25 protein-coding genes are annotated in these 25,681 nt (G+C 72.5%); 4 read left to right on the top strand and 21 right to left on the bottom strand.

Annotation, left to right across the window (positions count from 1 at the left end):
* Nucleotides 1–291 precede the first annotated feature (291 nt).
* A complete protein-coding gene (locus BXA05_RS15950; protein ID WP_244550490.1) occupies nucleotides 292–1,785 on the top strand; it encodes a coiled-coil domain-containing protein in 1,494 nt (497 codons plus the stop codon).
* A gap of 4 nt (nucleotides 1,786–1,789) precedes the next feature.
* Nucleotides 1,790–2,239 carry a hypothetical protein gene (locus tag BXA05_RS15945; RefSeq protein WP_061268789.1) on the top strand — a complete coding sequence of 150 codons (450 nt, stop codon included), beginning with the start codon at nucleotides 1,790–1,792 and terminating at the stop codon, nucleotides 2,237–2,239.
* A gap of 15 nt (nucleotides 2,240–2,254) precedes the next feature.
* Here BXA05_RS15945 and BXA05_RS15940 read toward each other — a convergent pair whose 3' ends face one another.
* Genes BXA05_RS15940 through BXA05_RS15930 form a run of 3 tightly spaced genes read right to left on the bottom strand, consistent with a single transcriptional unit; the run spans nucleotide 2,255 to nucleotide 4,272 of the window.
* A complete protein-coding gene (locus BXA05_RS15940) occupies nucleotides 2,255–3,043 on the bottom strand; it encodes an alpha/beta fold hydrolase (RefSeq protein WP_083711946.1) in 789 nt (262 codons plus the stop codon).
* A gap of 52 nt (nucleotides 3,044–3,095) precedes the next feature.
* A complete protein-coding gene (locus BXA05_RS15935) occupies nucleotides 3,096–3,947 on the bottom strand; it encodes an alpha/beta hydrolase (protein ID WP_061268787.1) in 852 nt (283 codons plus the stop codon).
* A 19-nt stretch (nucleotides 3,948–3,966) separates the two neighbouring features.
* Nucleotides 3,967–4,272 carry an Rv1322 family protein gene (locus BXA05_RS15930; RefSeq protein ID WP_076406012.1) on the bottom strand — a complete coding sequence of 102 codons (306 nt, stop codon included), beginning with the start codon at nucleotides 4,270–4,272 and terminating at the stop codon, nucleotides 3,967–3,969.
* 195 nt (nucleotides 4,273–4,467) lie between these two features.
* On the opposite strand from BXA05_RS15930, the gene BXA05_RS15925 reads away from it, so the two are divergent.
* Entirely contained in the window at nucleotides 4,468–5,445 is a 978-nt protein-coding gene (locus BXA05_RS15925) for an FKBP-type peptidyl-prolyl cis-trans isomerase (protein ID WP_061268785.1), read from the top strand.
* A 101-nt stretch (nucleotides 5,446–5,546) separates the two neighbouring features.
* Entirely contained in the window at nucleotides 5,547–6,107 is a 561-nt protein-coding gene (locus tag BXA05_RS15920; protein ID WP_082774712.1) for a phosphoribosyltransferase, read from the top strand.
* An 18-nt stretch (nucleotides 6,108–6,125) separates the two neighbouring features.
* Here BXA05_RS15920 and BXA05_RS15915 read toward each other — a convergent pair whose 3' ends face one another.
* From BXA05_RS15915 to BXA05_RS15830, 18 genes are all read right to left on the bottom strand, one after another.
* Entirely contained in the window at nucleotides 6,126–6,995 is an 870-nt protein-coding gene (locus BXA05_RS15915; RefSeq protein ID WP_076406011.1) for a fructosamine kinase family protein, read from the bottom strand.
* Nucleotides 6,996–7,076: 81 nt separating this feature from the next.
* Nucleotides 7,077–8,057: a class 1b ribonucleoside-diphosphate reductase subunit beta gene (gene nrdF, locus BXA05_RS15910; protein WP_021480852.1), complete on the bottom strand. Its 981-nt coding sequence runs from the start codon at nucleotides 8,055–8,057 to the stop codon at nucleotides 7,077–7,079.
* Between the two features lie 138 nt (nucleotides 8,058–8,195).
* Nucleotides 8,196–10,355: a class 1b ribonucleoside-diphosphate reductase subunit alpha gene (nrdE, locus tag BXA05_RS15905; RefSeq protein ID WP_081599876.1), complete on the bottom strand. Its 2,160-nt coding sequence runs from the start codon at nucleotides 10,353–10,355 to the stop codon at nucleotides 8,196–8,198.
* Nucleotides 10,352–10,783, bottom strand: a complete 432-nt coding sequence (nrdI, locus tag BXA05_RS15900; RefSeq protein ID WP_021480850.1) for a class Ib ribonucleoside-diphosphate reductase assembly flavoprotein NrdI — start codon at nucleotides 10,781–10,783, stop codon at nucleotides 10,352–10,354. The genes nrdE and nrdI overlap by 4 nt, the downstream gene beginning before the upstream one ends.
* Before the next feature lie 81 nt (nucleotides 10,784–10,864).
* Nucleotides 10,865–11,110 (bottom strand): glutaredoxin-like protein NrdH, encoded by a 246-nt coding sequence (gene nrdH / locus BXA05_RS15895; protein WP_021480849.1) that lies wholly within the window; start codon nucleotides 11,108–11,110, stop codon nucleotides 10,865–10,867.
* Nucleotides 11,111–11,752: 642 nt separating this feature from the next.
* Nucleotides 11,753–13,243 carry a GH1 family beta-glucosidase gene (locus BXA05_RS15890; protein WP_076406007.1) on the bottom strand — a complete coding sequence of 497 codons (1,491 nt, stop codon included), beginning with the start codon at nucleotides 13,241–13,243 and terminating at the stop codon, nucleotides 11,753–11,755.
* A gap of 129 nt (nucleotides 13,244–13,372) precedes the next feature.
* Entirely contained in the window at nucleotides 13,373–15,670 is a 2,298-nt protein-coding gene (gene yicI, locus BXA05_RS15885) for an alpha-xylosidase (RefSeq protein WP_076406005.1), read from the bottom strand.
* Between the two features lie 57 nt (nucleotides 15,671–15,727).
* Nucleotides 15,728–16,651: a carbohydrate ABC transporter permease gene (locus tag BXA05_RS15880; RefSeq protein WP_083711944.1), complete on the bottom strand. Its 924-nt coding sequence runs from the start codon at nucleotides 16,649–16,651 to the stop codon at nucleotides 15,728–15,730.
* Nucleotides 16,651–17,640 (bottom strand): carbohydrate ABC transporter permease, encoded by a 990-nt coding sequence (locus BXA05_RS15875; protein ID WP_081599874.1) that lies wholly within the window; start codon nucleotides 17,638–17,640, stop codon nucleotides 16,651–16,653. Before BXA05_RS15875 ends, BXA05_RS15880 begins: the two co-directional genes overlap by 1 nt.
* A gap of 101 nt (nucleotides 17,641–17,741) precedes the next feature.
* Nucleotides 17,742–19,043: an ABC transporter substrate-binding protein gene (locus BXA05_RS15870; RefSeq protein ID WP_076406003.1), complete on the bottom strand. Its 1,302-nt coding sequence runs from the start codon at nucleotides 19,041–19,043 to the stop codon at nucleotides 17,742–17,744.
* 71 nt (nucleotides 19,044–19,114) lie between these two features.
* Nucleotides 19,115–20,158: a LacI family DNA-binding transcriptional regulator gene (locus BXA05_RS15865; RefSeq protein WP_076406112.1), complete on the bottom strand. Its 1,044-nt coding sequence runs from the start codon at nucleotides 20,156–20,158 to the stop codon at nucleotides 19,115–19,117.
* 254 nt (nucleotides 20,159–20,412) lie between these two features.
* Nucleotides 20,413–21,693: an N-acetylglucosamine-6-phosphate deacetylase gene (locus BXA05_RS15860; protein WP_076406001.1), complete on the bottom strand. Its 1,281-nt coding sequence runs from the start codon at nucleotides 21,691–21,693 to the stop codon at nucleotides 20,413–20,415.
* A gap of 48 nt (nucleotides 21,694–21,741) precedes the next feature.
* Nucleotides 21,742–22,263: a DUF1990 domain-containing protein gene (locus BXA05_RS15855; protein WP_076405999.1), complete on the bottom strand. Its 522-nt coding sequence runs from the start codon at nucleotides 22,261–22,263 to the stop codon at nucleotides 21,742–21,744.
* Nucleotides 22,260–23,246: a YndJ family transporter gene (locus BXA05_RS15850; RefSeq protein ID WP_076405998.1), complete on the bottom strand. Its 987-nt coding sequence runs from the start codon at nucleotides 23,244–23,246 to the stop codon at nucleotides 22,260–22,262. Before BXA05_RS15850 ends, BXA05_RS15855 begins: the two co-directional genes overlap by 4 nt.
* Nucleotides 23,243–23,932 (bottom strand): TetR/AcrR family transcriptional regulator, encoded by a 690-nt coding sequence (locus BXA05_RS15845; protein WP_076405996.1) that lies wholly within the window; start codon nucleotides 23,930–23,932, stop codon nucleotides 23,243–23,245. The genes BXA05_RS15850 and BXA05_RS15845 overlap by 4 nt, the downstream gene beginning before the upstream one ends.
* A 218-nt stretch (nucleotides 23,933–24,150) precedes the next feature.
* Nucleotides 24,151–24,846 (bottom strand): endonuclease NucS, encoded by a 696-nt coding sequence (gene nucS, locus BXA05_RS15840; RefSeq protein WP_021480889.1) that lies wholly within the window; start codon nucleotides 24,844–24,846, stop codon nucleotides 24,151–24,153.
* Nucleotides 24,847–24,909: 63 nt separating this feature from the next.
* Nucleotides 24,910–25,326, bottom strand: a complete 417-nt coding sequence (locus tag BXA05_RS15835) for a DUF2550 domain-containing protein (protein ID WP_034653511.1) — start codon at nucleotides 25,324–25,326, stop codon at nucleotides 24,910–24,912.
* A gap of 13 nt (nucleotides 25,327–25,339) precedes the next feature.
* A complete protein-coding gene (locus BXA05_RS15830; RefSeq protein ID WP_021480887.1) occupies nucleotides 25,340–25,606 on the bottom strand; it encodes a F0F1 ATP synthase subunit epsilon in 267 nt (88 codons plus the stop codon).
* Nucleotides 25,607–25,681: the final 75 nt, after the last annotated feature.

Here is a 25,681-nt window from a genome sequence, read left to right as displayed (position 1 = left end):
TGTGGATCCTCACGAACCGTTCACGTGCCCCTCCCGGGACGGTCTCACCGCTCCCAGGGAACGTCGTGCCCGGCGGCCGAGAGGGCCGCCGTTCCCACGAGGGACGACCGCGCGCGCAGCACTGCGACCATCGTCTCACCCCCACCAATCCGGGTATTCAGGACAGCGTGATCCCCGTATCCTGGTCGGAGCACGGCGGGGCCGTGGCACGACCGCCGCGCCCTCCCTCCCCGGGAGGGGACGCCGACCGGCGGCGGAAGCCGCGACGACTCAGCACCGGAGGTCATCGACGTGTCCGACGAGCGCACGCTCTTCCCCATCACGATGCGCGGGTACGACCGCGTCCAGGTCGAGGCCCAGCTCGCGAGGCTGGAGAAGGCCGTGGAGGACGCGCGGGCGCGCGTCGAGGCGGCGGACGCCCGCGCCATGCAGCTCACGAGCGAGCTCAACGACGCGCAGCGCCAGCTCCGCGAGGCGGACCGGCCGTCGTACGCGGGGCTCGGGTCCCGCATCGAGCAGCTCCTGCGCTCGGCGGAGGAGCAGTCGGCGGACATCCTGTCGCAGGCCAACGCCCAGGCGGCCGACATCATGGCCCGCGCGAAGCTCTCGGCGGGCCAGGTCCGGTCCCGCGCCGAGAACGAGGTCGCCGAGCTGCTCAACAGCGCACGCCTGGAGTCGGAGGAGATCCGCTCCACGAGCGCGTCCGAGGCCGAGGGCACGCTGCTCAGCGCCCAGCGCCGCGCGGAGGAGCTCGTGGGCTCCGCAGAGCGCGAGGCCGCGCGCATCCACAGCGCGCTCGCCACGGAGGAGAGCGAGCGCCGCGCGTCGCTCGAGCGCGAGCTCGGCACGCTGCGCGCGACGGCGGAGCGTGAGACCACGGAGCTGCGCGTCACGACCGAGCGCGAGGCCGCGGAGCTCCGCGCGCGCGTCGCGGCGGAGACGGCGGCGCAGCGCGAGGCCGCCGAGCGCGAGTCGGCCGAGCTGCTGGAGAACGCCCGTCGCGAGGCGCAGCGCCAGGTGGACGAGGCGCAGCGCAAGGCGACCGAGGCGGCGAACGCCGTCACGTCCGAGATGGAGACGCTGCGCGACCAGGCCCGCACCGCCCTCGCGGACGCCGAGCTCGAGGTCGTGCGTCGCCGCGAGGAGGCGGAGCGCGAGAACGCCGAGCGTCACGCCGCCGCCAAGGCGGAGACGGAGAAGCTCGTCGCGACGGCCGAGGAGCACGCCGCGGAGGCGGAGAAGCGTGTCGCCCACGCGCTCCAGCAGGCGGAGAAGGTCCGCAGCGAGTCCGACGCGTACGTGAAGGACCTCCTGTCGACGGCGCGCCGGAACGCCGACCAGGTCGTCGCCGAGGCCCGGGCGTTCGCCGACCAGACGGTGAGCGACGCGAAGGCCGAGGCCGAGCAGCAGCGCAACGTCGCCCAGCGCCAGCTCGAGGACCTCACGCGTCAGCACGACTCGATCAACACCTACCTCGACGAGCTGCGCGGGCTGCTCGGCAGCGAGAACGAGGCCGCGAAGGCTCCCGCGAAGAAGGCCGTGCCCTCCGGGACCCCCGCCCAGCAGGCGCGCGCCGCGACGCTCATGACGGCCGAGTTCCCGGTCGTCCCGGACGAGTCCGGACAGCGGGTCGGGACGGTCGAGGCGCCGGCGAAGGGTGGCTCCGCGGCGTCCGCCGACGCGCGGCCGAGCGACACGAAGACGGCCGACACCAAGCAGGCCGGCCCGAAGTCGAGCGGCACGAAGACGGCCGACGCGAAGCCCGACGCCCCCGCCTCGGCCTGACGCCGTGCCGGCCACCGCGGGCCCGTCGGGTCCCTCGGGGTCCGCTGCCGACGACTGGCGTCGGCAGCGGACCGAGGCCGCCGCGCACCAGCAGCGCGAGCTCGACCGGCAGCGCGCCCGTGAGAGCGACGCGGCCCGGGTCCTGCTCGCCGACTTCGTCGCGCGGGCACGCGACCGGGGCCTCGCTCCCGAGCCGCTCCGCGCCCGCGCGTTCGACGGCACCGCGACGTTCCGCACCCCGCTCCGCGGGTGGTACCTGCGCCGCAACCACAGCGTCGCCGTCGGCGAGGACGGCGAGTTCTACGTGCTCTCGGTGCCCGGCGGCGTGCGCGCGCGCCTGCGGGGCGTCGCGGTCGAACCGTCCGACCCGCCGCTCGTGCTGGGCAAGGGCGGCCGGGACGGCGAGTCCATCGACCTCGCCGACGCGCTCGCGCTCGTGCTCGACGGGCGCTGACCCGCGGTCAGCGGTTCAGACGGTCGCCCGCGCCAGGAGGTCCGCGAGCGCGTCGGCCACCGCGGCGGGGTCCTCGACCGCGCTCATGTGGCCCGCGCCCGTCACCTGCACGAGCTGCGCGGTCGGCGCCGCGGCGACCATGTGCTCCGCCTCCGCCACCGGCGTGACCTGGTCCTCCTCGCCCACGACCACCGCGACCGGCCCCGCGAAGCCCGCGAGGACGGACGTGCGGTCGGGGCGGGCCGCCATCGCCCGCTGCGACCACGCGACGCCGTCGGGCCGCTGCGCGCGGATCCACTCCTCGAGCCGCGCGGTCAGGTGCGGGCGCGCGGCCTTGCTCGTCTCGCCGAGGAGCACCCCCGGCATGCCGAGGACCGGCTCGACGGTCTGCGTGCTCGCCGCCTCGTCGGCGATGCGCAGGCGGTTCGCGCGCGCGTCGTCGGAGTCCGCGGTGGACTTGGTGTCCACCAGCCCGAGCCCCGCGACCAGCTCCGGCCGGCGCTCCGCGAGCGCGAGGGCCACGTAGCCGCCCATCGACAGGCCCGCGACGACCGCGCGCGTGATCCCCGCCGCGGCGAGCGCGTCCGCGGTCGCGTCGGCCGCCGCCTCGATCGACGGCGGCTCGCCCCCCAGCGGGCTCGCGCCCAGGCCGGGGAGGTCGACCGCGACGACGGTGGGCTCGCCCGGCAGGGCTTCCGCGACGTCCACCCACATCCGGTGGTCGAGCGGGAAGCCGTGCAGCAGCACGAGCGGTGTCCCGTACCCCTCGCGCAGCGTGAAGGTCTCGAGCGGTGCCGTCGTCACGTGGTCCTCCTGGGGTCGGTCGGGTGCATGGGCGCCTCGCGCCGCAACGGGGTCAGTCGACGACGCCGTCGGACCGGCTCGCGTCGTAGCTCGCCTGGTCCGAGTCGGCCGTGTCGCGGTCGGCCGTGCCGCTCGCGTCGCCGTCCCACGTGGTCGGCAGCGGGAGCGGGAAGCCGGGACGCACGTGCCCCACGATCTCGTCGAGCACGCGCCGCACGGACGACTCCCCCACCCACAGGTGCTTGGCGCCCTCGACGCCGATCACCTCGGCGTTCCGCACGCGCGCGAAGCGTCGTCGCGCCTCGTCGGGGCGCAGGTAGTCGTCGAGCTCGGGCACGAGGACCACGAGCGGCTTGCCGAACGCGTCCCAGCGGTCGAGGTCGGCGTCCGTCGCGCGGTGCAGCGGGGGCGAGAGGAGGATCGCGCCCTCCACCGCCGGGTCCGTGCCGTGCTTGAGCGCGAGCTCCGTGCCGAACGACCACCCCACGAGCCACCGGTTCGGCAGGTCGTGGAACTCGGCGAACTCGATCGCCGCCGCGACGTCGAAGCGCTCGGCCTCGCCGCCGTCGAACGCGCCCTCGCTCGTCCCGCGCGGGGACGACGTGCCGCGCGTGTTGAACCGCAGCACGGCGAGGTCCGCGAGCGCCGGCAGACGCCACGCCGCCTTCCGGTAGACGTGCGAGTCCATGTACCCGCCGTGCGTCGGCAGCGGGTGCAGCGTGACGAGGGTCGCGACCGGGTCGCGGTCCGCGGGGAGCGCCAGCTCGCCGACGAGCGTGAGGCCGTCCGCGGTGTGCAGCTCGACGTCCTCGCGCCGCGCGGGCAGGACGCTGAGCGACCGGATGGGGGTCGGCTCCGTCGAGGCTCGGGCGGGATCGGGCGCGGTCTCGGGTGCGGTGCTCATCGTCCCGAGCCTAGTGCGTCTACCGCGGCCGACGGCGGTCGCGCGCCTCCCAGCACGACCTGTGCCAGTGGCGACGGTGGTCGAGCGCCGTCTCGGCCCCGAAGAAGGAGTCCTCCTGCCACGCCACGACGTGCCCGGTGCCGGGCGGAATCTCCTGCTGGCAGCCCGGGCAGAGGTAGGTCTTCGCGCCGCCGCGCACCGTGCGGACCTGCCACTCGCCGTCGGCTCCCGACTCCCGGCGCGCACCGCCGAGGGCGCGCTCCAGGTCGAGGGGCGCGGGCTCCGCGCCCCAGGGTCGCTTGCGGGACGGTCGACGGGACGGCATGGGCCCATTCTCCCCCGCGGCCCGCCGGGGACCTCCCAGCGGGCGTCCAGTCTCGACCGCTAGAGTGTCCGCGCCGGTGCTGCACCCGGCGTCCGACCGCGAGGTGACCCGACCCCGGGCGCCGACGACCGCCGTCGTGCGGGTGCGGCCCAGACCCGACGGCCCCGCCGTCCCCCCGACCGAAGGACCCTCCTCGTGAAGCACCGCACCCTGCGCGGCGTCGCCGCGCTCACCCTGGGCGCCGCCCTCGTCCTCTCCGGCTGCTCGTCGGAGGGCGGCGGTTCCGACGACGAGACGTCGGCGAGCCCGTCCGCCTCCGACGGCGCGACGTCGTCGCCCGAGGACGTCGCGGCGCTCGAGGCCGTGACGGTCACGGGCGACCCCGGCAGCGAGCCGACCGTCGAGTTCGAGGCCCCGCTCGAGGTCTCGGGCCCGGTCGCGCTCTCGCTCGGGGACGGCGACGGCGACGAGATCGCGAAGGGCCAGGAGGTGACGCTGCACCAGGCCGCGTACTCCGGCACGGACGCGTCCAAGCTCGGCTCCACGTGGGAGGACGACTCGGCGCAGCAGATCGTCCTCGACGACCAGGTGTACCCCCAGCTGCTCGAGGCGCTGGTCGGCAAGAAGGTCGGCACACGCTTCCTGTTCGCCGCCCCGGGGCAGGACGGCAGCGCCGTCCTCACCGTCGCGGAGGTCACCGAGGTCCGGGACGCCCCCGTCGCGCCCGACCCCGCCGACGTGCCGGACCGCGCGGAGGGCGAGGCCGTGACCCCGGCCGAGGGGCTGCCCGTCGTCACGCTCGACGACACGGGCAAGCCGTCGGTCGAGATCCCCGCGGGCTACACCGCACCGACCGAGCTCGTCGTGCAGCCGCTCATCAAGGGCAGCGGCCCCGAGGTCACCGAGGACCAGACGGTCATCGCGCACTACACGGGCTGGAAGCTCGACGGCGAGCAGTTCGACTCGTCGTGGGACCGTGGTGAGCCCTCCACCTTCCCGCTGAGCGGCGTCGTCGCCGGCTGGACCCAGGGCCTCTCCGGCCAGACCGTCGGGAGCCAGGTGCTCCTCGTCATCCCGCCGTCGCTCGGCTACGGCGAGAAGAGCGACACGAACACGCACGAGCTCGCGGGCGAGACGCTCGTCTTCGTCGTGGACATCCTCGCGGCCTACTGACCTGCCGCCGCATCACGGAGGGCCGCACCCCGCTCGGGGTGCGGCCCTCCGTGCGTCCGGGGCGTGTCGAGCGGGGCGTGGGCGGGTCGTAGGCTCGACGCATGACGGACGCCTCCACGACCTCGGTCCCACCCGTGCCCGACGACGCCCCCACGCCCCCCGCGGCCGCCCCGCCCGAGCGCGAGGTCCTCACGTGGGAGACCTTCGGCGTCGCCGCGCGCGAGCTCGCCGAGCAGGTCGTCGCGAGCGGATTCCGCCCGGAGGTCGTCGTCGCGGTCGCCCGCGGGGGACTCCTGCCCGGCGGCGCGGTCGCGTACGCGCTCGGGACCAAGGGCGTGGGCACGCTCAACGTGGAGTTCTACACCGACATCGGCCAGACCCTCACCGACCCGCGGGTGCTGCCGCCCCTCATGGACACGTCCGACCTGCCGGGCGCGCACGTGCTCGTGGTCGACGACGTCGCCGACTCCGGCCGGACGCTCGCCCTGGTCATGGACATGCTCAGCACCCACGGGGCCGAGGCCCGCTCCGCGGTGCTCTACACGAAGCCGCGCACGATCATCCAGCCGGACTACTCGTGGAAGGACACCGACCTCTGGATCACGTTCCCGTGGTCGGCCGACCCGCCCGTCGAGGGAGCGCAGTCCCGGCCGAACGACTGAGCGGGAGGCCGTCGTCGGTCAGCGGGTCCGGAAGGGCGCGAGCGTCGCGCGGACGGCGTCCGCCGCCCCCCAGTCGGGGTCGAACTGCGCGACGACGGCCAGGTGCTGCCGGAGCTGGACGACGGGCAGGCGCTCCCGCCAGTCGTCGTCGAGGCCGGTGAGCTCCGCGTAGAGCCCGAAGAAGGCACCGGCCTCGGGTGGCGGCGCGGTCGTCCACACGTGGGCCAGGTCGACCTCCGGCCACGTGTAGGAGACGGCCGGGTCGATCAAGGCCGGGCGTCCGTCGGCGGTCGCCATGACGTTCGACGCCCACAGGTCGCCGTGCGTCAGGCAGGCCGGACCTCCCGGCAGCACCTCCGGGAGCCGCGCGCACAGACGCTCGAGCGCGGCGCGGTCCGCGGCGTCGAGCGCGGCGTGGACCCGGGGTTCGTCGAGCCAGCGCAGCAGGCGGTGCTGCGCGAAGAAGTCGAAGCCGTCCTCCGTCCAGGTGTTCACCTGCCGACGGCGGCCGAGCCAGCCGTCCCGGTGCCAGCCGAAGCGCTCGCTGCGGGTCGTGGTGTGCACGTGCGCCAGCGAACGCGCGAGGTCTTCCCAGAAGGCCGACGTCGAGGGCCGCGGGGCGAGCGCGGACAGCACGAGCAGGTCCGGGCCTGCGTGGACGACGTCCGGGGTCTCCAGCCCGGCGGCGCGGAGCGCAGCCAGACCCTCGGCCTCGACCGTGAAGACGTCGTCGCCCGGTGCGTCCGTGTCGAACGCCTTGACGAACAGCGGCACGCCGTCGACGCGCCGGGCCAGCCCGGCCGTCGCGGCGAGCCCGCCGCTCACCGGCTCGACCGAGGTCACGTCGTCGAGCCCTGCGGCGCGCAGCCGCTCCCTGAGCATGCCCATGGCGGGACTATGCCAGACGCCGAGGGCCCGGACCCGCGGCTCTGCGCGGACCCGGGCCCTCGGCGCGAAGGCGGACGAGGGTCAGAAGTCCCAGTCGTCGTCTTCGGTGTTCACGGCCTTGCCGATGACGTACGACGAGCCGGACCCGGAGAAGAAGTCGTGGTTCTCGTCGGCGTTCGGCGAGAGCGCCGAGAGGATCGCCGGGTTGACGTCGGTCTCGTCCTTGGGGAAGAGCGCCTCGTAGCCGAGGTTCATGAGCGCCTTGTTGGCGTTGTACCGCAGGAACTTCTTGACGTCCTCGGTCAGCCCGACGCCGTCGTAGAGGTCCTCCGTGTACTGCACCTCGTTCTCGTACAGCTCGAAGAGCAGCTCGAACGTGTACGCCTTGAGCTCGTCGCGCTCCTCCGGGGAGAGCTTCTCGAGACCCTTCTGGAACTTGTAGCCGATGTAGTACCCGTGCACGGCCTCGTCGCGGATGATGAGGCGGATGAGGTCGGCCGTGTTCGTCAGCTTGGCGCGCGACGACCAGTACATCGGCAGGTAGAAGCCGGAGTAGAAGAGGAACGACTCGAGCAGCGTGCTCGCGACCTTGCGCTTGAGCGGCGAGTCGCCCTTGTAGTACTCCATGACGATCTCGGCCTTGCGCTGGAGGTTCGGGTTCTCCTCCGACCAGCGGAACGCGTCGTCGATCTCGCGCGTGGAGCACAGCGTCGAGAAGATCGACGAGTAGCTCTTGGCGTGCACCGACTCCATGAACGCGATGTTGGTGTACACCGCCTCCTCGTGCGGCGTGATCGCGTCGGGGATGAGCGAGACCGCGCCGACCGTGCCCTGGATCGTGTCCAGCAGCGTCAGGCCGGTGAACACGCGCATCGTGAGCTCCTGCTCCTGCGCGGTGAGCGTGTTCCACGACTGGATGTCGTTCGACACCGGCACCTTCTCGGGCAGCCAGAAGTTCCCGACGAGGCGGTCCCACACCTCGAGGTCCTTCTCGTCCTCGAGACGGTTCCAGTTGATCGCGCTCACGCGATCGATGAGCTTGAGCTTCCCCGTGGGCGACATCTGCCTTCTTCTCTCCTGCTGACCCCGGACCGACCGGGACGACTTCGTGGGACCGGACCCCGCGCCGTCGGCCACGCCTCTCCGGGAGGGTGGCCGACGGCACCGGGCATCGAGGCAACCGGTGGCTGCCTCAGGCGACTACAGCATGCAGCTGACGCAACCCTCGACCTCCGTGCCCTCCAAGGCCATCTGACGGAGGCGGATGTAGTAGAGCGTCTTGATGCCCTTGCGCCACGCGTAGATCTGCGCGCGGTTGACGTCGCGCGTCGTGACCGTGTCCTTGAAGAACAGCGTGAGGCTCAGACCCTGGTCGACGTGCTGCGTCGCGGCGGCGTACGTGTCGATGATCTTCTCGTAGCCGATCTCGTACGCGTCCTCGTAGTACTCGAGGTTGTCGTTCGTCAGGTAGGGCGCCGGGTAGTAGACGCGCCCGATCTTGCCCTCCTTGCGGATCTCGATCTTCGACGGCACCGGGTGGATCGAGGACGTCGAGTTGTTGATGTAGGAGATCGAGCCCGTCGGCGGGACGGCCTGGAGGTTCTGGTTGTAGATCCCGTGCTCCATGACCGAGGCCTTGAGGGCCGCCCAGTCGTCCTGGGTCGGGATGTGCACGCCGGCGTCGGCGAAGAGCCGGCGCACGCGCTCGGTCGCGGGCTCCCACACGCGGTCGGTGTACTTGTCGAAGTACTCCCCCGTCGCGTACTTCGAGTCCTCGAAGCCGCCGAACGCACGCCCGCGCTCGATCGCGAGGCGGTTCGACGCCGCGATCGCGTGGTAGGCGACCGTGTAGAAGTAGATGTTCGTGAAGTCGATGCCCTCCTCGGACCCGTAGTGGATCCGCTCGCGCGCGAGGTAGCCGTGGAGGTTCATCTGGCCGAGACCGATCGCGTGGCCGGACTCGTTGGCCCGCTTGACCGAGGGCACCGACTCGATGCTCGTCTGGTCGGAGACCGCGGTGAGCGCGCGGATCGCGGTGTCGATCGTCTTCGCGAAGTCGGGCGAGTCCATCGTCTTGGCGATGTTCAGCGAGCCGAGGTTGCAGGAGATGTCGCGGCCGACGTGGTCGTACGAGAGGTCCTCGTTGAACGTCGACGGCGTCGAGACCTGGAGGATCTCCGAGCACAGGTTCGAGTGGGTGATGCGGCCCTTGATCGGGTTCGCCTTGTTCACCGTGTCCTCGAACATGATGTACGGGTAGCCGGACTCGAACTGGAGCTCGGCGATCGTCTGGAAGAAGTCGCGCGCCTTGATCTTCGTCTTGCGGATGCGCGAGTCGTCGACCATCTCGTCGTACTTCTCGGTGATCGAGATGTCGGCGAACGGCTTGCCGTAGACGCGCTCGACGTCGTACGGCGAGAAGAGGTACATGTCCTCGTTCTTCTTCGCGAGCTCGAACGTGATGTCCGGGATCACGACGCCGAGCGACAGCGTCTTGATGCGGATCTTCTCGTCCGCGTTCTCACGCTTGGTGTCGAGGAACCGCATGATGTCGGGGTGGTGCGCGTGCAGGTACACGGCACCGGCGCCCTGGCGCGCGCCGAGCTGGTTCGCGTAGGAGAACGAGTCCTCGAGCAGCTTCATCACGGGGATGACGCCGGACGACTGGTTCTCGATGTGCTTGATGGGCGCGCCGTGCTCGCGGATGTTCGACAGGAGCAGGGCGACGCCGCCGCCGCGCTTGGAGAGCTGCAGCGCGGAGTTGATGCCGCGCGCGATGGACTCCATGTTGTCCTCGATGCGCAGCAGGAAGCAGGACACGGGCTCGCCGCGCTGCGCCTTGCCGACGTTGAGGAACGTGGGGGTCGCGGGCTGGAAGCGGCCCGAGATGACCTCTTCGACGATGTCCAGCGCGGCCTGCTCGTTGCCGTCGGCGAGGCCGAGCGCGACCATGCAGACGCGGTCCTCGAAGCGCTCGAGGTAGCGCTTCCCGTCGAACGTCTTGAGCGTGTACGACGTGTAGTACTTGAAGGCGCCGAGGAACGTCTCGAAGCGGAACTTCTTCGCGTAGGCGAACTCGAACAGCGACTTCACGAACTCGCGGTCGTACTTCGCGAGGACGGCCGGGTCGTAGTACTTGTTCTCGACGAGGTAGTCCAGCTTCTCCGCGAGGTCGTGGAAGAAGACGGTGTTCTGGTTGACGTGCTGCAGGAAGTACTGCCGCGCGGCCTCACGGTCCTTGTCGAACTGGATCTCGCCGTTCGGGCCGTAGAGGTTGAGCATCGCGTTGAGCGCGTGGAAGTCGAGCTGGGTGCTCGCGAGCGGCACCTCGGTGACCGTGCCACCACCTGCCACGCTCACGCCGGAATCCGTGACTGTCGTTGCCAAAATCGTCCCAATCCGTCGCGGACGCGCGCGGCGTCCTCGGCTGTTCCCAGGAGTTCGAAGGCGTACAGGTAGGGCACCTGGCACTTCGCGGAGATGATGTCGCCGGCGATGCAGTACGCCTCGCCGAAGTTGGTGTTGCCGGCGGCGATGACGCCGCGGATCAACGACCGGTTGTGCACGTCGTTGAGGAACTTCACGACCTGGCGCGGGACGGCACCGCCCTCGTTGCCGCCCCCGTAGGTCGGGACCATGAGCACGTACGGTTCCTCGACGCGCAGGAAGCCCTCGGTCGGACGCAGCGGGATGCGCTGGACGTCCATGCCGAGGGCCGGCAGGTCGAGCCGCTGGACGAACCGGTGCGTGTTCTCGCTGACGCTGGAGAAGTACACGAGCGACCCCACGGGGACGCACCTCCGTCCTGCCCTGCTCCGCCTGCTTCCGTACGGGTTTCCGGGCGCCTCGCGACGCTCCGGGGAGGCCGGTCAGGCGACGACCGGCGAGACCTTCTGCGCGAGGGCGGTGATCTGGTCGGGGCGGAACCCGGACCAGTGCTCGTCCCCCGCGACGACCACGGGAGCCTGCAGGTAGCCGAGCCCGCGCACGAGCTCGAGCGCCTCGGCGTCCTGGGTGATGTCCACGACGGAGTACTCGATGCCCTTCTTGTCGAGAGCGCGGTACGTCGCGTCGCACTGGACGCAGGCCGGCTTGCTGTAGACCGTGACGCTCATGGGGGTGGCTCCTCGTCTCGCGCTCTCGTCCGGGACGGTCCTCGGGGAGGGAGAAACATCTCTGACCTCGAAGGACACCGGTGGAACTACGTCTGTGTGATTCGCCAGGAGGCCTCCGGCCCCCTGGGTGTGCAACCACTATACCTAGTGGTCGAGACCGTGCCACTGCACTAGATGTCGTGGTGGAACTTCACCCTGGCGGGTGTGCTAGGCGCCATGGATCCATGGTCCCAGCCCCCTCTGACACTCCCCCGGAGCGCTCGTCCACAGCCCGTCGTCCACCGATCCGACCGGCCCGGAACGGCGTCTTCCCGCGGACGGCGAGACGCCGTCCACAGGGTGGGGACGACGTCGGTCCACACCCTGTGCGGAGCCGTCGAGGCCCTTCCCGCGGCCTGCACCCACCCTCCTGAGGACGCGCCACGACCCGCGCGAATCAGCCCACTCCGGACAAGACGGTCGGTGAACTCGTCGGCGTGTCGTGCTTCTTCGGCGTGTCGCACCGCGCGCCGCGCCCGTGCGACAAAGGTCACCCCTCGGTGACGGCCCCCCGACGACCGCGCTCGACCGGAGCCGTGGTCGCGGACGAGCGCACGAAGGCCCGCCCGGCGGACCGGGCGGGCCTGTGAGGGGCGAGACGGCTCAGGCGGTCTCGTCGACCGTGGGGAGCGCGTTCGACGTCGCGAGCCGGCGGTACCAGTGCGCGGAGTCCTTCCACGTGCGCTCGAGAGTGTCGTAGTCGACGCGGATGATCCCGAAGCGGCGCTCGTACCCGTAGCCCCACTCGAAGTTGTCGAGCAGGGACCACGCGAAGTACCCGCGCACGTCGGCGCCCGCGTCGATCGCGGCACCCACGGCGTCGACGTGGTCGTGCAGGTAGGCGACGCGGCGGTCGTCGTGCACGCGGGGGGTCCCGTCGGCGTCGACCGTGACCTCGTCGGCGAACGCGGCGCCGTTCTCGGTGACCATCATCGGCTGGTGCGGGTACGTCGTCGCCACGGACACGAGCAGCTCGGTCATGCCGGCAGGTTCGATGTTCCAGCCCATCGCGGTGTACGGGCCGGGCTGCTGGACGAACTCCACGTCGTCGACGCCGATCCACGGGCTGTGGCTCGACGCGCCGTGGCCGTCGTTCTCGGACCGCTCGCCCTCGCCGGAGAAGTGGCGCACGCGCACGGTCGAGTAGTAGTTGACGCCGAGGATCGACAGCGGCTGGCGCACCGTCTCGAGGTCGCCCTCCCGCACGAACGACCAGTCGCTCACGTGCGCGGTGTCGGCGAGCAGGTCGGCGGGGTACTCGCCGTCGAGCATGGGCGCGAGGAACGCGCGGTTGGCGAGCGCGTCGATCTTGCGCACCGCGTCGAGGTCCGCGGCCGACGACGGGTCGTCGGGCCGGATGACGTGCAGGTTGAGCGTGACGGACGTCTTCGCGTCCTCGCCGAGCTCGTCGCGGATCGCCTGGACGGCGAGGCCGTGCGCGAGGTTGAGGTGGTGCACGGCCGCGAGCGCCGCGGCGGGCTCGGTGCGGCCGGGCGCGTGCACGCCGGAGCCGTAGCCGAGGTAGGCGGAGCACCACGGCTCGTTGAGGGTCGTCCAGGTGTCGATCCGGTCCCCGAGCTCGCGCGCCATGTGGCGGGCGTACTCGGCGAACGCGTACGCGGTGTCGCGGTTCGCCCAGCCCCCGGCGTCCTCCAGCTCCTGCGGGAGGTCCCAGTGGTAGAGCGTGACGACGGGCTTGACGCCCTTCTCGAGCAGCGCGTCGACGAGGCGCGAGTAGAACGCGACGCCCTCGGGGTTGAGCGGGCCGGTGCCGCCCGGCTGCACACGCGACCACGAGATGGAGAACCGGTACGCGCCGAGGCCGAGGTCGGCGATGTGCTGCACGTCCTCCTGCCACCGGTGGTAGTGGTCGTCCGCGACGTCGCCCGTGTCGCCGTTGAGCGTGCGGCCCGGGGTGTGGGAGTACGTGTCCCAGATGGACGGCGTGCGGCCGCCCTCGGCGGCGGCGCCCTCGATCTGGTAGGCGGCGGTCGCGGAGCCCCAGAGGAAGTCGGTCGGGAACGTGCGGCGGCCCGACGACGCGGGCGCGGCCTGCGCGTCGACGGCGACGGGGGCGGTGGTGTCGGTGGTCACGAGGGTCCTCGCTGGTCGGTCGTCGGACGACGTGGTCCGCGACGGTGGTCGGGTCGGTGGCCGGCGCGACGACGCCGGGCGGACGCGCCATGGGAGCGCTTCCATGGTGCGTCCGCCCAGGATACGTCCTCAGCCGAGGTCGAGAGTCACGCTCGTCGCGCCGTGCGCCTCGGCCGTCGCCGCACCGGCCCGCACGGACCAGGCTGCGGGGGCGTCGTCGGACGAGACGGTGAGGGTCGCGCCCGACCGGCGCACGCGGAACGTGGCCCGGTCCGCGCCGTCCGACGGCGGGACGACCACGAGCTCGTCGTACCCGTCGGGCAGCTCGAACGCGTGCAGCGTGACGCCGTCGGCCCAGGCGTAGTCCGGCCGGTCGGTGCGGGCGCCGACCGGCAGGACGGTGCCCGGGCGCACGAGCACCGGGAGCGAGTCGAACCCGTGGGTCTCGGTGACCCAGCGCGGGCCGGTCACGGTCTCGCTCAGGGCAGGGCCGTCGTCGGGCTGGACGAGACGCGTCCACGTGCCCTCCGGCACGTAGTACTCCACGCGGCCGTCCGCGCGGAACACCGGCGCGACGAGGAGCGCGTCGCCCAGCAGGTACTGCGTGTCCGCGGTGTACCCGGCGCGGTCGTGCGGGAGCTCGAGCACGAGCGGCCGCATCATCGGCACGCCGTCGGTGTGCGCCTCCTCGGCCACCCGCCCGAGGTACGGCATGAGCGAGAGCTTGAGGTGCGTGAACTTGCGCGTCACGTCGACGGCCTCGTCGTCGAACGCCCACGGGACCCGGACCGAGCCCGAGCCGTGCAGGCGCGAGTGCGACGACAGCAGGCCGAACGCCGTCCAGCGCTTGAACACGCCCGGGTCCGGCGTGCCCTCGAAGCCGCCCATGTCGTGGCTCCAGTAGCCGAAGCCCGACATCGACATCGACAGGCCGCCGCGCAGCGACTCGGCCATCGACGCGTACGTCGAGTCGCAGTCGCCGCCCCAGTGCACGGGGAACTGCTGGCCGCCCGCCGTCGCGGACCGCGCGAACAGCACCGCCTCGCCCGCGCCGCGCTTGCGCTCGAGCAGCCGGAAGACCGCCTCGTTGTAGAGCTGGGCGTAGTAGTTGTGCATCTTGCGCGGGTCGGAGCCGTCGTGCCACGCGATGCCGTCGACGGGGATCCGCTCGCCGAAGTCGGTCTTGAAGCAGTCGACGCCCTGGTCGAGCAGGCCCTCGAGCTTGCCGACGTACCACGCGGTCGCGTCGGGGTTGGTGAAGTCCACCAGCCCCATGCCCGCCTGCCACAGGTCCCACTGCCACACGGACCCGTCCTCGCGCTGCACGAGGAAGCCCTGCTCCGCGGCCTCCGCGAAGAGGGGCGAGCGCTGCGCGACGTACGGGTTGATCCACACGCACACCTTGAGCCCGCGGTCGTGCAGACGCCGGAGCATGCCCTCGGGGTCGGGGAACGTGCGCGGGTCCCACTCGAAGTCGACCCACTGGTACTCGCGCATCCAGAAGCAGTCGAAGTGGAACACCGACAGCGGCAGGTCGCGCGCGGCCATGCCGTCGATGAAGCCGTTCACGGTCTGCTCGTCGTAGCTCGTCGTGAACGACGTCGTGAGCCACAGGCCGAACGACCACGCCGGCACGCGCGCGGGGCGGCCCGTCAGCGCCGTGTACCGGCGCAGCACGTCCTTGGGCGTCGGGCCCTGGATGACCAGGTACTCCAGCGACTGCCCCTCGACGGAGAACTGGACGCGCGTGTTCACCTCGGAGGCGACCTCGAACGAGACCTTCTCCGGGTGCTCGACGAACACCCCGTAGCCCTTGGTCGTGAGGTAGAGCGGCACGGACTTGTACGCCTGCTCGCTCGACGTCCCGCCGTCCTCGTTCCAGATGTCCACGACCTGGCCGTTCTTGACGAACGGGCCGAACCGCTCCCCCAGGCCGTAGACGAGCTCGCCCGGCTCGAGCGCGAGCTGCTCGTGCGTCCACGTGCCGCCGTCGTCCGACGTGACGTGCCCGACCGACTTCGGCAGCGAGGAGGTCAGCACCTCGCCGTCCGCCTCGAAGTCCACGCGCCAGCGGTCGCCCCGGTGCACGCGCACGGCGAGGTCCTTCGACCGCAGGACGGCGACGTCGTCGTGCACCTCGACCTCGGGCCGGAACCCCGGCTCGCCGGTCACCTGGAACGCCGGGCCCCGGCGCACCGCGCCCTGGTGGTGCTCGACGCGCACGCGGATCACGCCGGGTGCGGGCGAGGAGTACGTCGTCGTGAGCATCGGGCGGTTGAGCGTGTCGCCCCGGCCGCGGATCTTCGCCGTCGGCGCGTACACGGTGAGCGTGCCGGCCGCCTCGTCCGCGCGGACGTCGTCGACCTCGACCGCGTAGAGCGGGTGCATGCCCGGTCGGACCTGCCAGTACCCGTCGGTGAACTTCATGGGTGGTGCTTCCTTCGTCGGTGCGTATCGGTGTCTCGGGGCGTCAGGCCGGAGGCCTCACTTGACGGCGCCGGCCGTCACGCCGCGGGTGAGGGTGCGCTGGAAGATGAGGAAGAAGATCAGCGCGGGGATCAGCGAGACGAGCGCGCCCGCGTTGGTCGTCGGGGCGTCCATCATCCGGTCGCCCTGGAGCGACGCGAGCGCGATGGGGATCGTCTGGGTGTCGTTGGTCGTCAGCATGACCAGCGGGATGAAGAACTCGTTCCACGTCCAGATGAAGAAGAAGATCATGAGGACGCCGAGCGTCGGCCGGACGATCGGGTACACGACCTGCCACAGGATGCGCCAGCGGCCGGCGCCGTCGAGCTGCGCCGCCTCGAGGAGCGCGGGCGGGAACGTCCCGAGCACGGACGAGAGCAGGTAGGTGCCGAACGCCGCCTGGATGACCGTGAAGATGATGATGATCGACCACTGCGAGTTCGACAGGCCGACCTTCTGCGCCATGTCGAACAGCGGGTAGATGAGCGCCTCCTGCGGCAGCATGTTCGCCACGAGGAACAGCGTGACGATCCACAGCCGGCCCTTGATGCGGCCGACGCCGATCGCGTACGCGCTGAGGAGCGACAGGAGCGTGCCGAACACGGCGACGAGCGCCGAGATGAAGACGGAGTTCCAGAGCTTCTGCGGGAAGTTCGTGCGCGTCCAGAAGTTCTGCACGCCGTCGAGGTAGAGCTCGCTCGGGAGGCTCAGCGGCCCGTCCTGGGAGTACTCGGCCGGGGACTTGAACGCGTTGAGCACCATGATGACGAACGGCGACAGCATGAGGAGCGCGACGAGCACCGCCGCGGCGAGCACGAACCAGCGGCCGATCCCGCGGCGGTAGCGCTCGTCCTGCCGCGTGGCGCGCAGGGCGCGGCGGGGGCGGGACGCGCCGGCGCCCGGCGCCACGGCGTCCGCGGGGGTGGTGGTGACGGTGGACATCAGCGGCCCTCCTGCTCACGACGCTCGGCGCGGCTCTGCAGCGCGAGGATCACGACGGCGACGACGATGATGACGAGGGTGAGCACGGTCGCCACCGCGGCGCCGTAGCCGACCTTCGACTTGTCGAAGAAGTTCAGGTACGAGTAGTAGCTCGGGACGAGCGTGGAGCTCTCGGGACCGCCGCGCGTGAGCACGTAGATGGGCCCGAAGACCTTGAGCGCCGCGACGGTGCAGGTGAGCGTGACGACGAACGTCTCGGGACGGATCTGCGGGATCGTGATGGCCCCGAAGCGCCGCCACCAGCCGGCGCCGTCGAGCTCGGCGGCCTCGTAGAGCTCGGGGTCCACGCGCTGGAGCGCGGACATGAAGATGACCACGGGGTAGCCGATCTGCACCCAGATGAGCACGAGCATGACGCTCGGCAGCGCGGTCGAGGTGTCGCCCAGCCAGTTCGGCGGGTTCTCGACCCCGATCCCGCGCAGCATGACGTTGAGCGCGCCGGTCTGGGCGTTGAGGATCCAGTTCCACAGCACGCCGGCCACGGCGACGGGGAGGATCTGCGGCAGGTAGTACGTCGCGCGCAGGAACGCCGCGACGCGAGGCCCGAACCGGCGGCCGAGGTAGTCGAACAGCACGGCGGCGAGCACGAGTCCGACGAGGGTCGGCACGACGACCATCGCGAGGATCATCGCGATGGAGTTCTGGAACGAGGTCCAGAACGCCGAGTCGTGCATCAGGTCGGCGTAGTTCCCCAGCCCGTACCAGCGCATCGGCGCCATGCCGCCGCGCCACTTGAACAGGCTGTAGTAGACGTTCATCGCGAACGGGTAGCCGATCACGACGACGAACGCCACCGCGCCGGGCAGGAGGTAGGGCAGGTACGGGAGCCAGGCGGGCCGGCGACGGCGGCGGCGTGCCGCGGTCGCGCGCGACGCCTCGCGCGCGGGTCCGGGCCCGGCCTCGGGCACGGTGTCGGTGCGGGTGGTCATGACGGTCTCTTTCGCGGGAGGTCCTCGGGCGGTGCTCGGGTGGTGCCCGGGCGGCCGGCCGACGCAGGTGCCGGCCGGCCGCCCGGGACGGGCGGTTCCGCTCAGCTGTCGAGCAGGTCCGCCTTGCCGTCCACGTAGGCGGACTCGAGGCCGTCGAGCACCTCGGTCGGCGACTTCGACTGGTTGATGAGGGACTGGAGCTCGCTGACGATCACGTCGTAGTAGCCGGGCACGGGCCAGTCGGGGTAGAACGCGAGGCCGTCGTCGTCGAGGATCGCCTGGAAGTTCTCGGTGAGCTGCTGCGTGCGCTCGTCCGTGATGACGGACGCGTCACCGGCGACGGGCAGGCCGCCCTTCTCCGCGAGGATGTCCTGCACCTCGGGGCGCAGCGTGACGTCGATGAACTCCTCGGCGAGGTCGGGCGAGTCCGCGTTCGCGGGGACGACCCACAGGTTGCCGGACGAGCCGACCTGGAGCGTGTTGCCGGGGAAGTTGAACTGGCCCCAGTCGGCGTCCATCTCCTCGACGATGCGGCCGAACCACCACGAGCCGGAGACCATCATCGGGTAGGTGCCGTTGATGAACGAGACGCCCATGTCCTCGGCGGTGAGCGCCGCGGAGTCGGACGCGACGTAGCCGTCCTTGATCCAGGAGTCGAGCTTCTCGGTCGCCTGCGTCATCTCGGGACCGTGGAAGTCGGGGTCGCCGTCGAAGAGCTGGTACTGGTCGATGAAGTCGCGATCGGAGTTCGCGAGCACGAGCTCGTACCAGAGCTGGCCCATCGGGTACTCGGCGCCGGCCTCGGCGAGCGGCGTGACGCCCTGGGCCTTGAACGCCTGCATGACGGTCTCGAGCTCCTCGAGCGTCGTCGGCACCTCGAGCCCGTACTGGGCGAACATGTCCTTGTTGTAGTAGACCTGCACGAACTCGCCGTAGTTCGGGACGCCGTACCACTCGCCCGAGCCCATGAGGCCCTGGTCGTCGTAGGTCGCGGTCGTCTGGAGCGAGCCGCTGAGCTTCTCGTCCCAGCCGCGCTCGGTCGCCGCGTCGGTGAGCGGGGTCAGCAGACCCTGCGCGGCGAGCTGGCCGGCGGTCGCGTTGCCCTTGTTGTACTCCATGACGTCCGGCACGTCGTCGCCGGTGAGGACGATCTTGGCGTTCTTCTGGATCTGCTCGAACGTCTGCTTCTCGACGACGACGTCGACGTCCGGGTTCTCCTCCTCGAAGATCTCGATCGCCTTGGCCCAGGCCTGGCCCATGGCCGAGTCCTCGTTCTCGTAGTGCCAGATCGTCAGGGTCTGGTCGTCGGACCCGCCGCTGCCGCCGGAGCTCCCGCACGCCCCGAGGGCGAGTGGGAGCGCTGCCACGGCAGCGACGAGCGAGATCTTCCGGGATCGCAGCATGTGCGTGTCCTCCTCATCGAGTTCCGGCGAGGGCCGGAGGGCGGCCGGGCGTCGCCCGGCCGGTCGGTGTTTCAGCGAGCCGCGGGCTCGGGGTCGTCGTCCGGTGCCCGGCCGGCCGCGGGGGCGACGCTGCTGCCGGGCTCGAGGACGCACGGGATGAGCACGTTCGGTGTGCTCGGACGGGAGCCGTCCACGAGGGACAGCAGCTTCTGCACGCCCAGGCGGCCGAGCTCGGCCCCGGGGGCGTGCATGGTGGTGAGCGGCGGGTTGCTCATCTCCCCGACGCCGGGCGACGTGACGATCGACAGGATCGACATGTCGCCGGGGATCGCGACGCCGCGCTGCTGGAGCTCGGCCACGACGCCGAACGTCGCGATCTCGTTCATGGTCACGAACGCCGTGAGGCGGGGCTCGCGCGCGAGCAGCGTCGCGACGGCGTCGCGGCCGGCGCTCGGCGACTCGTCGACGCGCAGCGCGACCGGCTCGAGCCCGCGACGGCGCATCGCCGCCTCGAAGCCCTCCTCGGCACGGAACGTCGGCGCGTAGCCGTCGTCCGCCGTCGCCTGCGAGTGGTTGACGAGCGCCACGTGCCGGTGCCCGAGGTCGACGAGGTGCTGGACCGCGTCGTCCGTCGTGCGCTCGAAGTCGATGTCGACCGACGGCCGGTCGGTCACGTCGCGCGTCCGGCCGATCATCGTGTACGGGACCCCGGCCTCGTGCAGCACGTCGACCCGCGCGTCGTCGAGCGCGACCTCCATGAGCAGGACGCCGTCCGCCATCCCCTGGCGCACGAGGTCGCGGACCTCGGGCGCCTGGGTCGTGCGGAAGGGCCACAGGACCAGGTGGTAACCGTTCTCGCGCGCGGTCTCCGCCGCCGACGAGACGAACTCCGCGACCGTGCCGCCGAGACCCTTCTCCATCGCGGGGTAGATGAGGGCCAGCACGTGGCTGCGGCGGGACGCGAGGCCGCGGGCCATCGCGTTGGGCTGGTAGCCGAGCTCGGCCATGGCGTCCTCGATGCGCCGGCGCGTGGCGTCGGAGACCGGGCGCGTGCCGGACAGCGCGTACGAGACCGTGCTCAGCGAGACCTGCGCGCGTCGCGCCACGTCCTGCATCGTCGCCATCCTCACCACTCCCCTGTGGTCCGGTCCCGCACCTCGGCCGTCGAAGCGCTTCGTCGAAACGCGTCGTCGAAGCGCTTCGATGTTACGAGTATTGGTTGAACAAATGGGTGGAGTCAAGTCCGTCGTGCGAGAGCACGCTCTCTCGTTTCCGCGGGCGCCCCGACCTGCGAGGACGTCCGGACGCGATCGAGCCGCCGGGCGGCAGCACCGCCCGGCGGCTCGACCGGTCCCCGGCGGGCCCGAGGTCAGGCGGAGAGGTCGACGCTCTCCCCGCCGCGCAGCACCTCGCGCACGCGCAGGTCGCCGTCCGTCACGACGACGTCGGCACGCAGCCCCGCGACCAGCCCGCCGCGGTCGTCGAGGCCGAGCACCCCGGCCGGCGTCCACGACGCCGCGCGGACCGCGTCGACGAGCGGCACGCCCGCCTCGACCGTCTCGCGCACGACGTCGAGCAGGTGGTACGTGCCGCCGGCGATGGAGCCGCCCTCGGTGAGTCGCGCGACGCCGTCCGCGACGGTGACGCGCATCGGGCCGAGCTCGTACGCGCCGTCGGCCATGCCCGCCGCGGCCATCGCGTCCGTGACGAGCGCGACGGCGTCGGGCCCGGCGACCGCGCCGTCCGCCCCCACGTGCGGGCCGACGAGCTCGACGACGCTGCGGATGGTGCCGTGCGCGAGGTGGGTGCCGTCGGCGACGAGCTCGACGACCATCTCGCCGCGCGCGGCCGCCGCGAGGCACGCGGCCACGGGCCCCGGCTCGCGGTGGTGCAGCGGGCGCATCCCGTTGAACAGGTGCGTCGCGGTCAGCCGCGCGCCCGGCCGTCCCGCCGCGGCGAAGGCCGCGACGCCCGCGGCGATCGCCGCCTCGGTCTGCTCGGTGGTCGCGTCCGTGTGCCCGATCGACGGCACGGCGCCGACCTCGACGAGCGTCTCGATCACTCCAGCGGGCCCGACGACGCCCGGCACCTCGGGCGCGACCGTCATGGTGCGCAGGTGCCCGCGCGCCGCGGCGGCGATCTCCCGGACGAGCCCCGGGTCGCCGTCGAGCATGTCGTGCGGGTTCTGGGCGCCGCACCGCACCTCCGAGAGGAACGGGCCCTCGAGGTGGATGCCGACGATCTCGCCCGCCTCCGCGAGGTCGGCGAGCGTCGCCGCGCGGGCGAGCAGGACGTCACGCGGCGCGGTCACGAGCGACGCGACGAGGCTCGTGGTGCCGTGCCGCAGGTGCTCGCGCGCCCCGCCGAGCGCCTCGGCCGCGCTCGTCGCGTCGGGGAAGCTCGACCCGCCGCCGCCGTGGTCGTGCACGTCCACCAGGCCCGGGAGCAGGGTCGCCCCGTCCCCGGCGGGCACGTCGGGGAACCCGGCCGCCGCCGCCTCCGCGCGCGGGCCGACCCACGCGACCCGTCCGTCGCGGACGGCCACGACGCCGTCGTCGAGCACCCCGTCCGGGGTGACGACGCGGCCCGCGAGGACGCGCGTGGTGCCAGGCTGCTGGTCGGGACGGGGGCTGCGGACGGCGTCGGTCATGGGGCCATTCTGGCGCACTTCGTACACCCGGCGTGCAAACCTCTCGGGTCAGCCGTCGGACGCCTCGAGGAGCCGTCGCGCGCCCCGTCCGAGGTGCAGCGCGAACAGCCGCTGGAACGTCGGCACGGCGAACGAGAACGGCCGCACCCACCACAGCACGGGGCGGCTGAAGACGTCGATGCGCCACCACAGGTCCCCGGCGTCGTCGCGCTCGAGGGCGAACCGCTCCTCCCCCACGAAAGCGTGGCCCGGGAGCGTCCCGTAGGCGAAGCCCACGCGTCGCTCGGTGCGCTCGACCCACACGACCTCGCACGGCTCGTGCAGCCGCAGGCGCCCGACGCCCAGCAGGGTCGTGACCCGCACGCCCGGGGCGGCGACCGGGGCGTCCGTCTCGAGCCGCACGCGCGCCGCGGCGTGCACCTGCCACCGGAGGAGCTGCTCGCCCAGCCGGGCGAGGTCCTCGGGCGGCCGGGCGCGGTCGGTGAGGCGGCGCCGCACGTGCAGGTGCCGGTACCCGCTGGGCCAGCGGTCCGTGCGCGTCGCCCCGACCTCGGGGTAGGTGAACGTCATGCCGTGCTCCTCTCGGCCCCCGGGCGGGGGCTCGTCGGGTCCGGGTCCCCTGCCGGGGACGGGGTCGTGCCGTCGCGCGCGAGCAGCCGGACGCCGAGCAGCGCGCACAGCACGAAGCCGAGCGCGTTCCCGACCCCGTGCGTCGCGGCCATGACGTCGAGGCTCGGGTGGGCGAACCCGAAGGCCTCGCCCCCCGCCCACCACAGCGCGAGCACCATCGACGCGCTCACGACGACGGCCGCCGTGCCGAGCAGCGCCCGGGCCGCGGCCGGCCGTCCGCCGGGGCGCGCGAGCGACCGCACGACGGCGGCCGCCGTCGCCCACAGCGCGAGCGTCAGGACGACCGCCCCGACGAGCTCGGCGACGTCGCCCACGAAGTACCCGACGACGACGAGCGCCGTCCCGGCCGGGACGCCCCACGCGCCCGCCGTCGCGAGCCGGTCGCCCGGGGCGAGCCGCGCGACCGCGCCGGCGACGAGCGCCGCTCCGAAGCCCGCGTAGAGCATGTGCGGCACCGTGAGGGCGAGGTACGTGCCCGAGAACCCGAGCAGACCCCACCCCGCGCGCTCGGCGACGAGCGCGCTCGCCCCGACCGCAGGCAGCACGAGGGCGGTCACGGTCGCGAGCCGGCTCGCGAGGTCGACGCGCGGCGCCACGTCGCCCAGGTCGGCACCGGGCCCGACGGCGTGCGCGCGCCCCGGGCGGGCGGGAATCGTGACGTCGCGCAGCGTGCGCACGGCGAGGCGGACGCCCGCCCCGAGCAGGACGGCGGACGCGAGGACGAAGGGCAGCGTCAGCACGACGGCCAGCCGGCTGTGCGGCAGCAGGAGGCTCACGACGGCGGCGGCGCCGGCGAGCGGCCACGCGGCGCTGCGCGGCGCCGGGACGATCTGCGGCCCGAGGAGCCGGAGGCCGATCGGGAGCACGACCACCGCGCCGAGCGCCACGAGCAGCTCGACGACCACCTCCCCCGCCGGGCTCACGACGACGCCTCGCGGCTCGGGGCCGGCGCCGAGACGTCCTGGACGAGGCGCAGGGCGTCGTCGACCACGCCGCGGGCGACCGGGAGGCGTGCCAGCCGGACGAGGTTGCCGACGAGCGCCGCACCGCCGTCGACGAGGCGGCGCGTGCGCGCGAACCCCGGCGAGGAGTCGTAGACCCAGAAGAGCGTGATGCCGAGCTGTGCCAGCCAGAGCAGCTCCGGCAGGCGCGCCCGGAGGTGCGCCGGGACGCGCGACGACGTCCCCGCCACGACCTCCTCGAAGAGACCGCGCGAGAGGTCGCGCGCGTCGGTCGACGCGGCCGAGAACGGGCTCGCGTCGGAGCCCGGACGGATCGCGACCGAGACGAACTCCGCGCCGAACGCGTGGAAGGGGGCGAACGCGTCGATCGCCGCGCCCCACACGCCGCGCAGCCGGTCGGCGAGCGACCCGCCCGCCGCGAGGACCGGGGCGGCGAGCGCGGCGTGCTCGCGCTGCACGTCGAGGTAGAGCTCCTGGACGAGCGCGTCCTTGGACGGGAAGTGGTAGTACGCGTTCCCCGTGCTCACGCCCGCCTCCGCCGCGACGGCGCGCATCGTCGTGCGCTCGTAGCCGACGTCGCGCAGCATCCGGATCGCGACCTCGCGCAGGTGCGCGCGGGTCCGCTCGGACTTCGGCGTCGCGGTCATGCGCCCAGGCCTTTTTTGAACATGTTCAAAAACTACCACGGCACGATCCCGTCCTGTGCGGTGCAGGACCGGCGCGCGGTGCGCTGACGGCGCGCTCCGAGAGGCCAGCTGCTGCTGTCAGCCGCCGAGCAGGCCGTCCTGGCGGGACGAACAGGCGGTGGTGGCTCGTCCGGGGGTCGGGACGGACCACGACCGCCTGCTCGGCGGTGGGACGGGCGTCAGAAGAGACGCGAGTCGACGTCGTCGACGCCGCGCATCGCGTCGTAGTCGAGCACGAGGCAGCCGATGCCGCGGTCCGTCGCGAGCACGCGCGCCTGCGGCTTGATCTCCTGCGCGGCGAACACGCCGCGCACGGGCGCGAGCAACGGGTCGCGGTTGAGCAGCTCGAGGTAGCGCGTGAGCTGCTCGACGCCGTCGATGTCGCCCCGGCGCTTGATCTCGACCGCGACCGTCGCGCCGAGCGGGTCCTTGGCGAGGATGTCGACGGGACCGATCGCCGTCGGGTACTCGCGGCGCACGAGGGTGTGGCCCGAGCCGAGCAGCTCGATCTGCGCGGCCAGCATCTCCTGGAGGTGCGCCTCGACGCCGTCCTTGACGAGCCCCGGGTCGACGCCGAGCTCGTGCGAGCTGTCGTGCTGCACCTCGTGCAGCTCGATCTCCAGCCGGTCGTCGCTCTTCGCGTGCTGGACGGCCCAGACCTCCGTGACGCCGCGCTCGCGCGCCTCGTCGGAGGGCGCGCGCACCGCGAGCGAGCACGGCGGGCTCATCCAGTTCAGCGGCTTGTAAGAGCCGCCGTCCGAGTGCAGCAGCACGCTCCCGTCGGCCTTGACGATGAGCACGCGCGTCGCGAGCGGCAGGTGGGCGGACAGGCGGCCCGTGTAGCGGGCGGAGCAGCGGGCGACGACGAGGCGCATGAGGCGGGTCCTCCGGGTCGGTGGTGGGCGGTCCGGTCACGGCGTCTGCCCCCGGGCGACGCCTCAGACGACGACGTCGCGCCGCCCCGGAGGCGCGGCCTCCAGCCAGGAGGCGAGGCCCTCGTAGGCGGCCCGCGACATCGTGAGCTCGAAGTCCTGGCCGCGGTAGCGGCAGCGGACGAGGTAGGTGTCGGACGCCTCGCCGGCGAGCGGCTCACGGCCCGCGATGACGAGGTCGTAGCGGGACCAGGTACGGGCGGGCCGCAGCGACACGGACCACAGCCGCCACCAGTCGATGCGGCCGACGCCGTAGTGCGCGATGCCCGCGACCCAGGGGGCCCCGGGGGCGCCCGCGCGCCGCGCGCCGCACTCGAACGAGCCGACGCGGTGCGACAGGGCGCGCAGACGCCACACCCCCAGCCCGATCGCGACAAGGACGAGGACGAGCAGTCCGAGCGCGATCCAGGCCAGGGGCGTCATGGTCGGGCGGAGGTCAGCGGGCCGGTACGGACTCGACGGAGTCCGCCACGATCGTGACCTGGTTCGAGTCGACGGAGAGGAACCCGCCGGAGACGCGGACCTCGAGGGACTCCCCCTCGCCCGCGATGCGTACCGAGCCCTCCTGCAGCACGGAGAGCAGCGGCGAGTGGTCCGCGAGGATGCCGATCTCGCCGTCCGCCGCGGGGGCCGTGACCCGCTGCGCGCGGCCCGACCAGATCTTGCGGTCCGCCGCCACGAGGTCGACGTTCAGCTGTGCCACGGGAACTCCTTCATGGGCGGTTCATGCCCGGTGTGCTGTCCGGGACGACGCCCGGTCCGCGTACGGCGGACCGGG

It is taken from the genome of Cellulosimicrobium funkei (assembly GCF_900155925.1).
Lineage (GTDB): Bacteria > Actinomycetota > Actinomycetes > Actinomycetales > Cellulomonadaceae > Cellulosimicrobium > Cellulosimicrobium funkei.
This window is presented reverse-complemented; position numbering and strand designations above follow the sequence as displayed.

Bases quoted from the DNA above. Each gene is read 5' to 3' on its own strand.
- BXA05_RS15935 (WP_061268787.1), bottom strand. From the start codon at position 3,947: ATGAGCACCGCACCCGAGACCGCGCCCGATCCCGCCCGAGCCTCGACG.
- BXA05_RS15930 (WP_076406012.1), bottom strand. From the start codon at position 4,272: ATGCCGTCCCGTCGACCGTCCCGCAAGCGACCCTGGGGCGCGGAGCCC.
- BXA05_RS15920 (WP_082774712.1), top strand. From the start codon at position 5,547: ATGACGGACGCCTCCACGACCTCGGTCCCACCCGTGCCCGACGACGCC.
- BXA05_RS15915 (WP_076406011.1), bottom strand. From the start codon at position 6,995: ATGGGCATGCTCAGGGAGCGGCTGCGCGCCGCAGGGCTCGACGACGTG.
- nrdF (WP_021480852.1), bottom strand. From the start codon at position 8,057: ATGTCGCCCACGGGGAAGCTCAAGCTCATCGATCGCGTGAGCGCGATC.
- nrdH (WP_021480849.1), bottom strand. From the start codon at position 11,110: ATGAGCGTCACGGTCTACAGCAAGCCGGCCTGCGTCCAGTGCGACGCG.
- yicI (WP_076406005.1), bottom strand. From the start codon at position 15,670: ATGAAGTTCACCGACGGGTACTGGCAGGTCCGACCGGGCATGCACCCG.
- BXA05_RS15880 (WP_083711944.1), bottom strand. From the start codon at position 16,651: ATGTCCACCGTCACCACCACCCCCGCGGACGCCGTGGCGCCGGGCGCC.
- BXA05_RS15875 (WP_081599874.1), bottom strand. From the start codon at position 17,640: ATGACCACCCGCACCGACACCGTGCCCGAGGCCGGGCCCGGACCCGCG.
- BXA05_RS15870 (WP_076406003.1), bottom strand. From the start codon at position 19,043: ATGCTGCGATCCCGGAAGATCTCGCTCGTCGCTGCCGTGGCAGCGCTC.
- BXA05_RS15865 (WP_076406112.1), bottom strand. From the start codon at position 20,158: ATGCAGGACGTGGCGCGACGCGCGCAGGTCTCGCTGAGCACGGTCTCG.
- BXA05_RS15860 (WP_076406001.1), bottom strand. From the start codon at position 21,693: ATGACCGACGCCGTCCGCAGCCCCCGTCCCGACCAGCAGCCTGGCACC.
- BXA05_RS15855 (WP_076405999.1), bottom strand. From the start codon at position 22,263: ATGACGTTCACCTACCCCGAGGTCGGGGCGACGCGCACGGACCGCTGG.
- BXA05_RS15845 (WP_076405996.1), bottom strand. From the start codon at position 23,932: ATGACCGCGACGCCGAAGTCCGAGCGGACCCGCGCGCACCTGCGCGAG.
- nucS (WP_021480889.1), bottom strand. From the start codon at position 24,846: ATGCGCCTCGTCGTCGCCCGCTGCTCCGCCCGCTACACGGGCCGCCTG.
- BXA05_RS15835 (WP_034653511.1), bottom strand. From the start codon at position 25,326: ATGACGCCCCTGGCCTGGATCGCGCTCGGACTGCTCGTCCTCGTCCTT.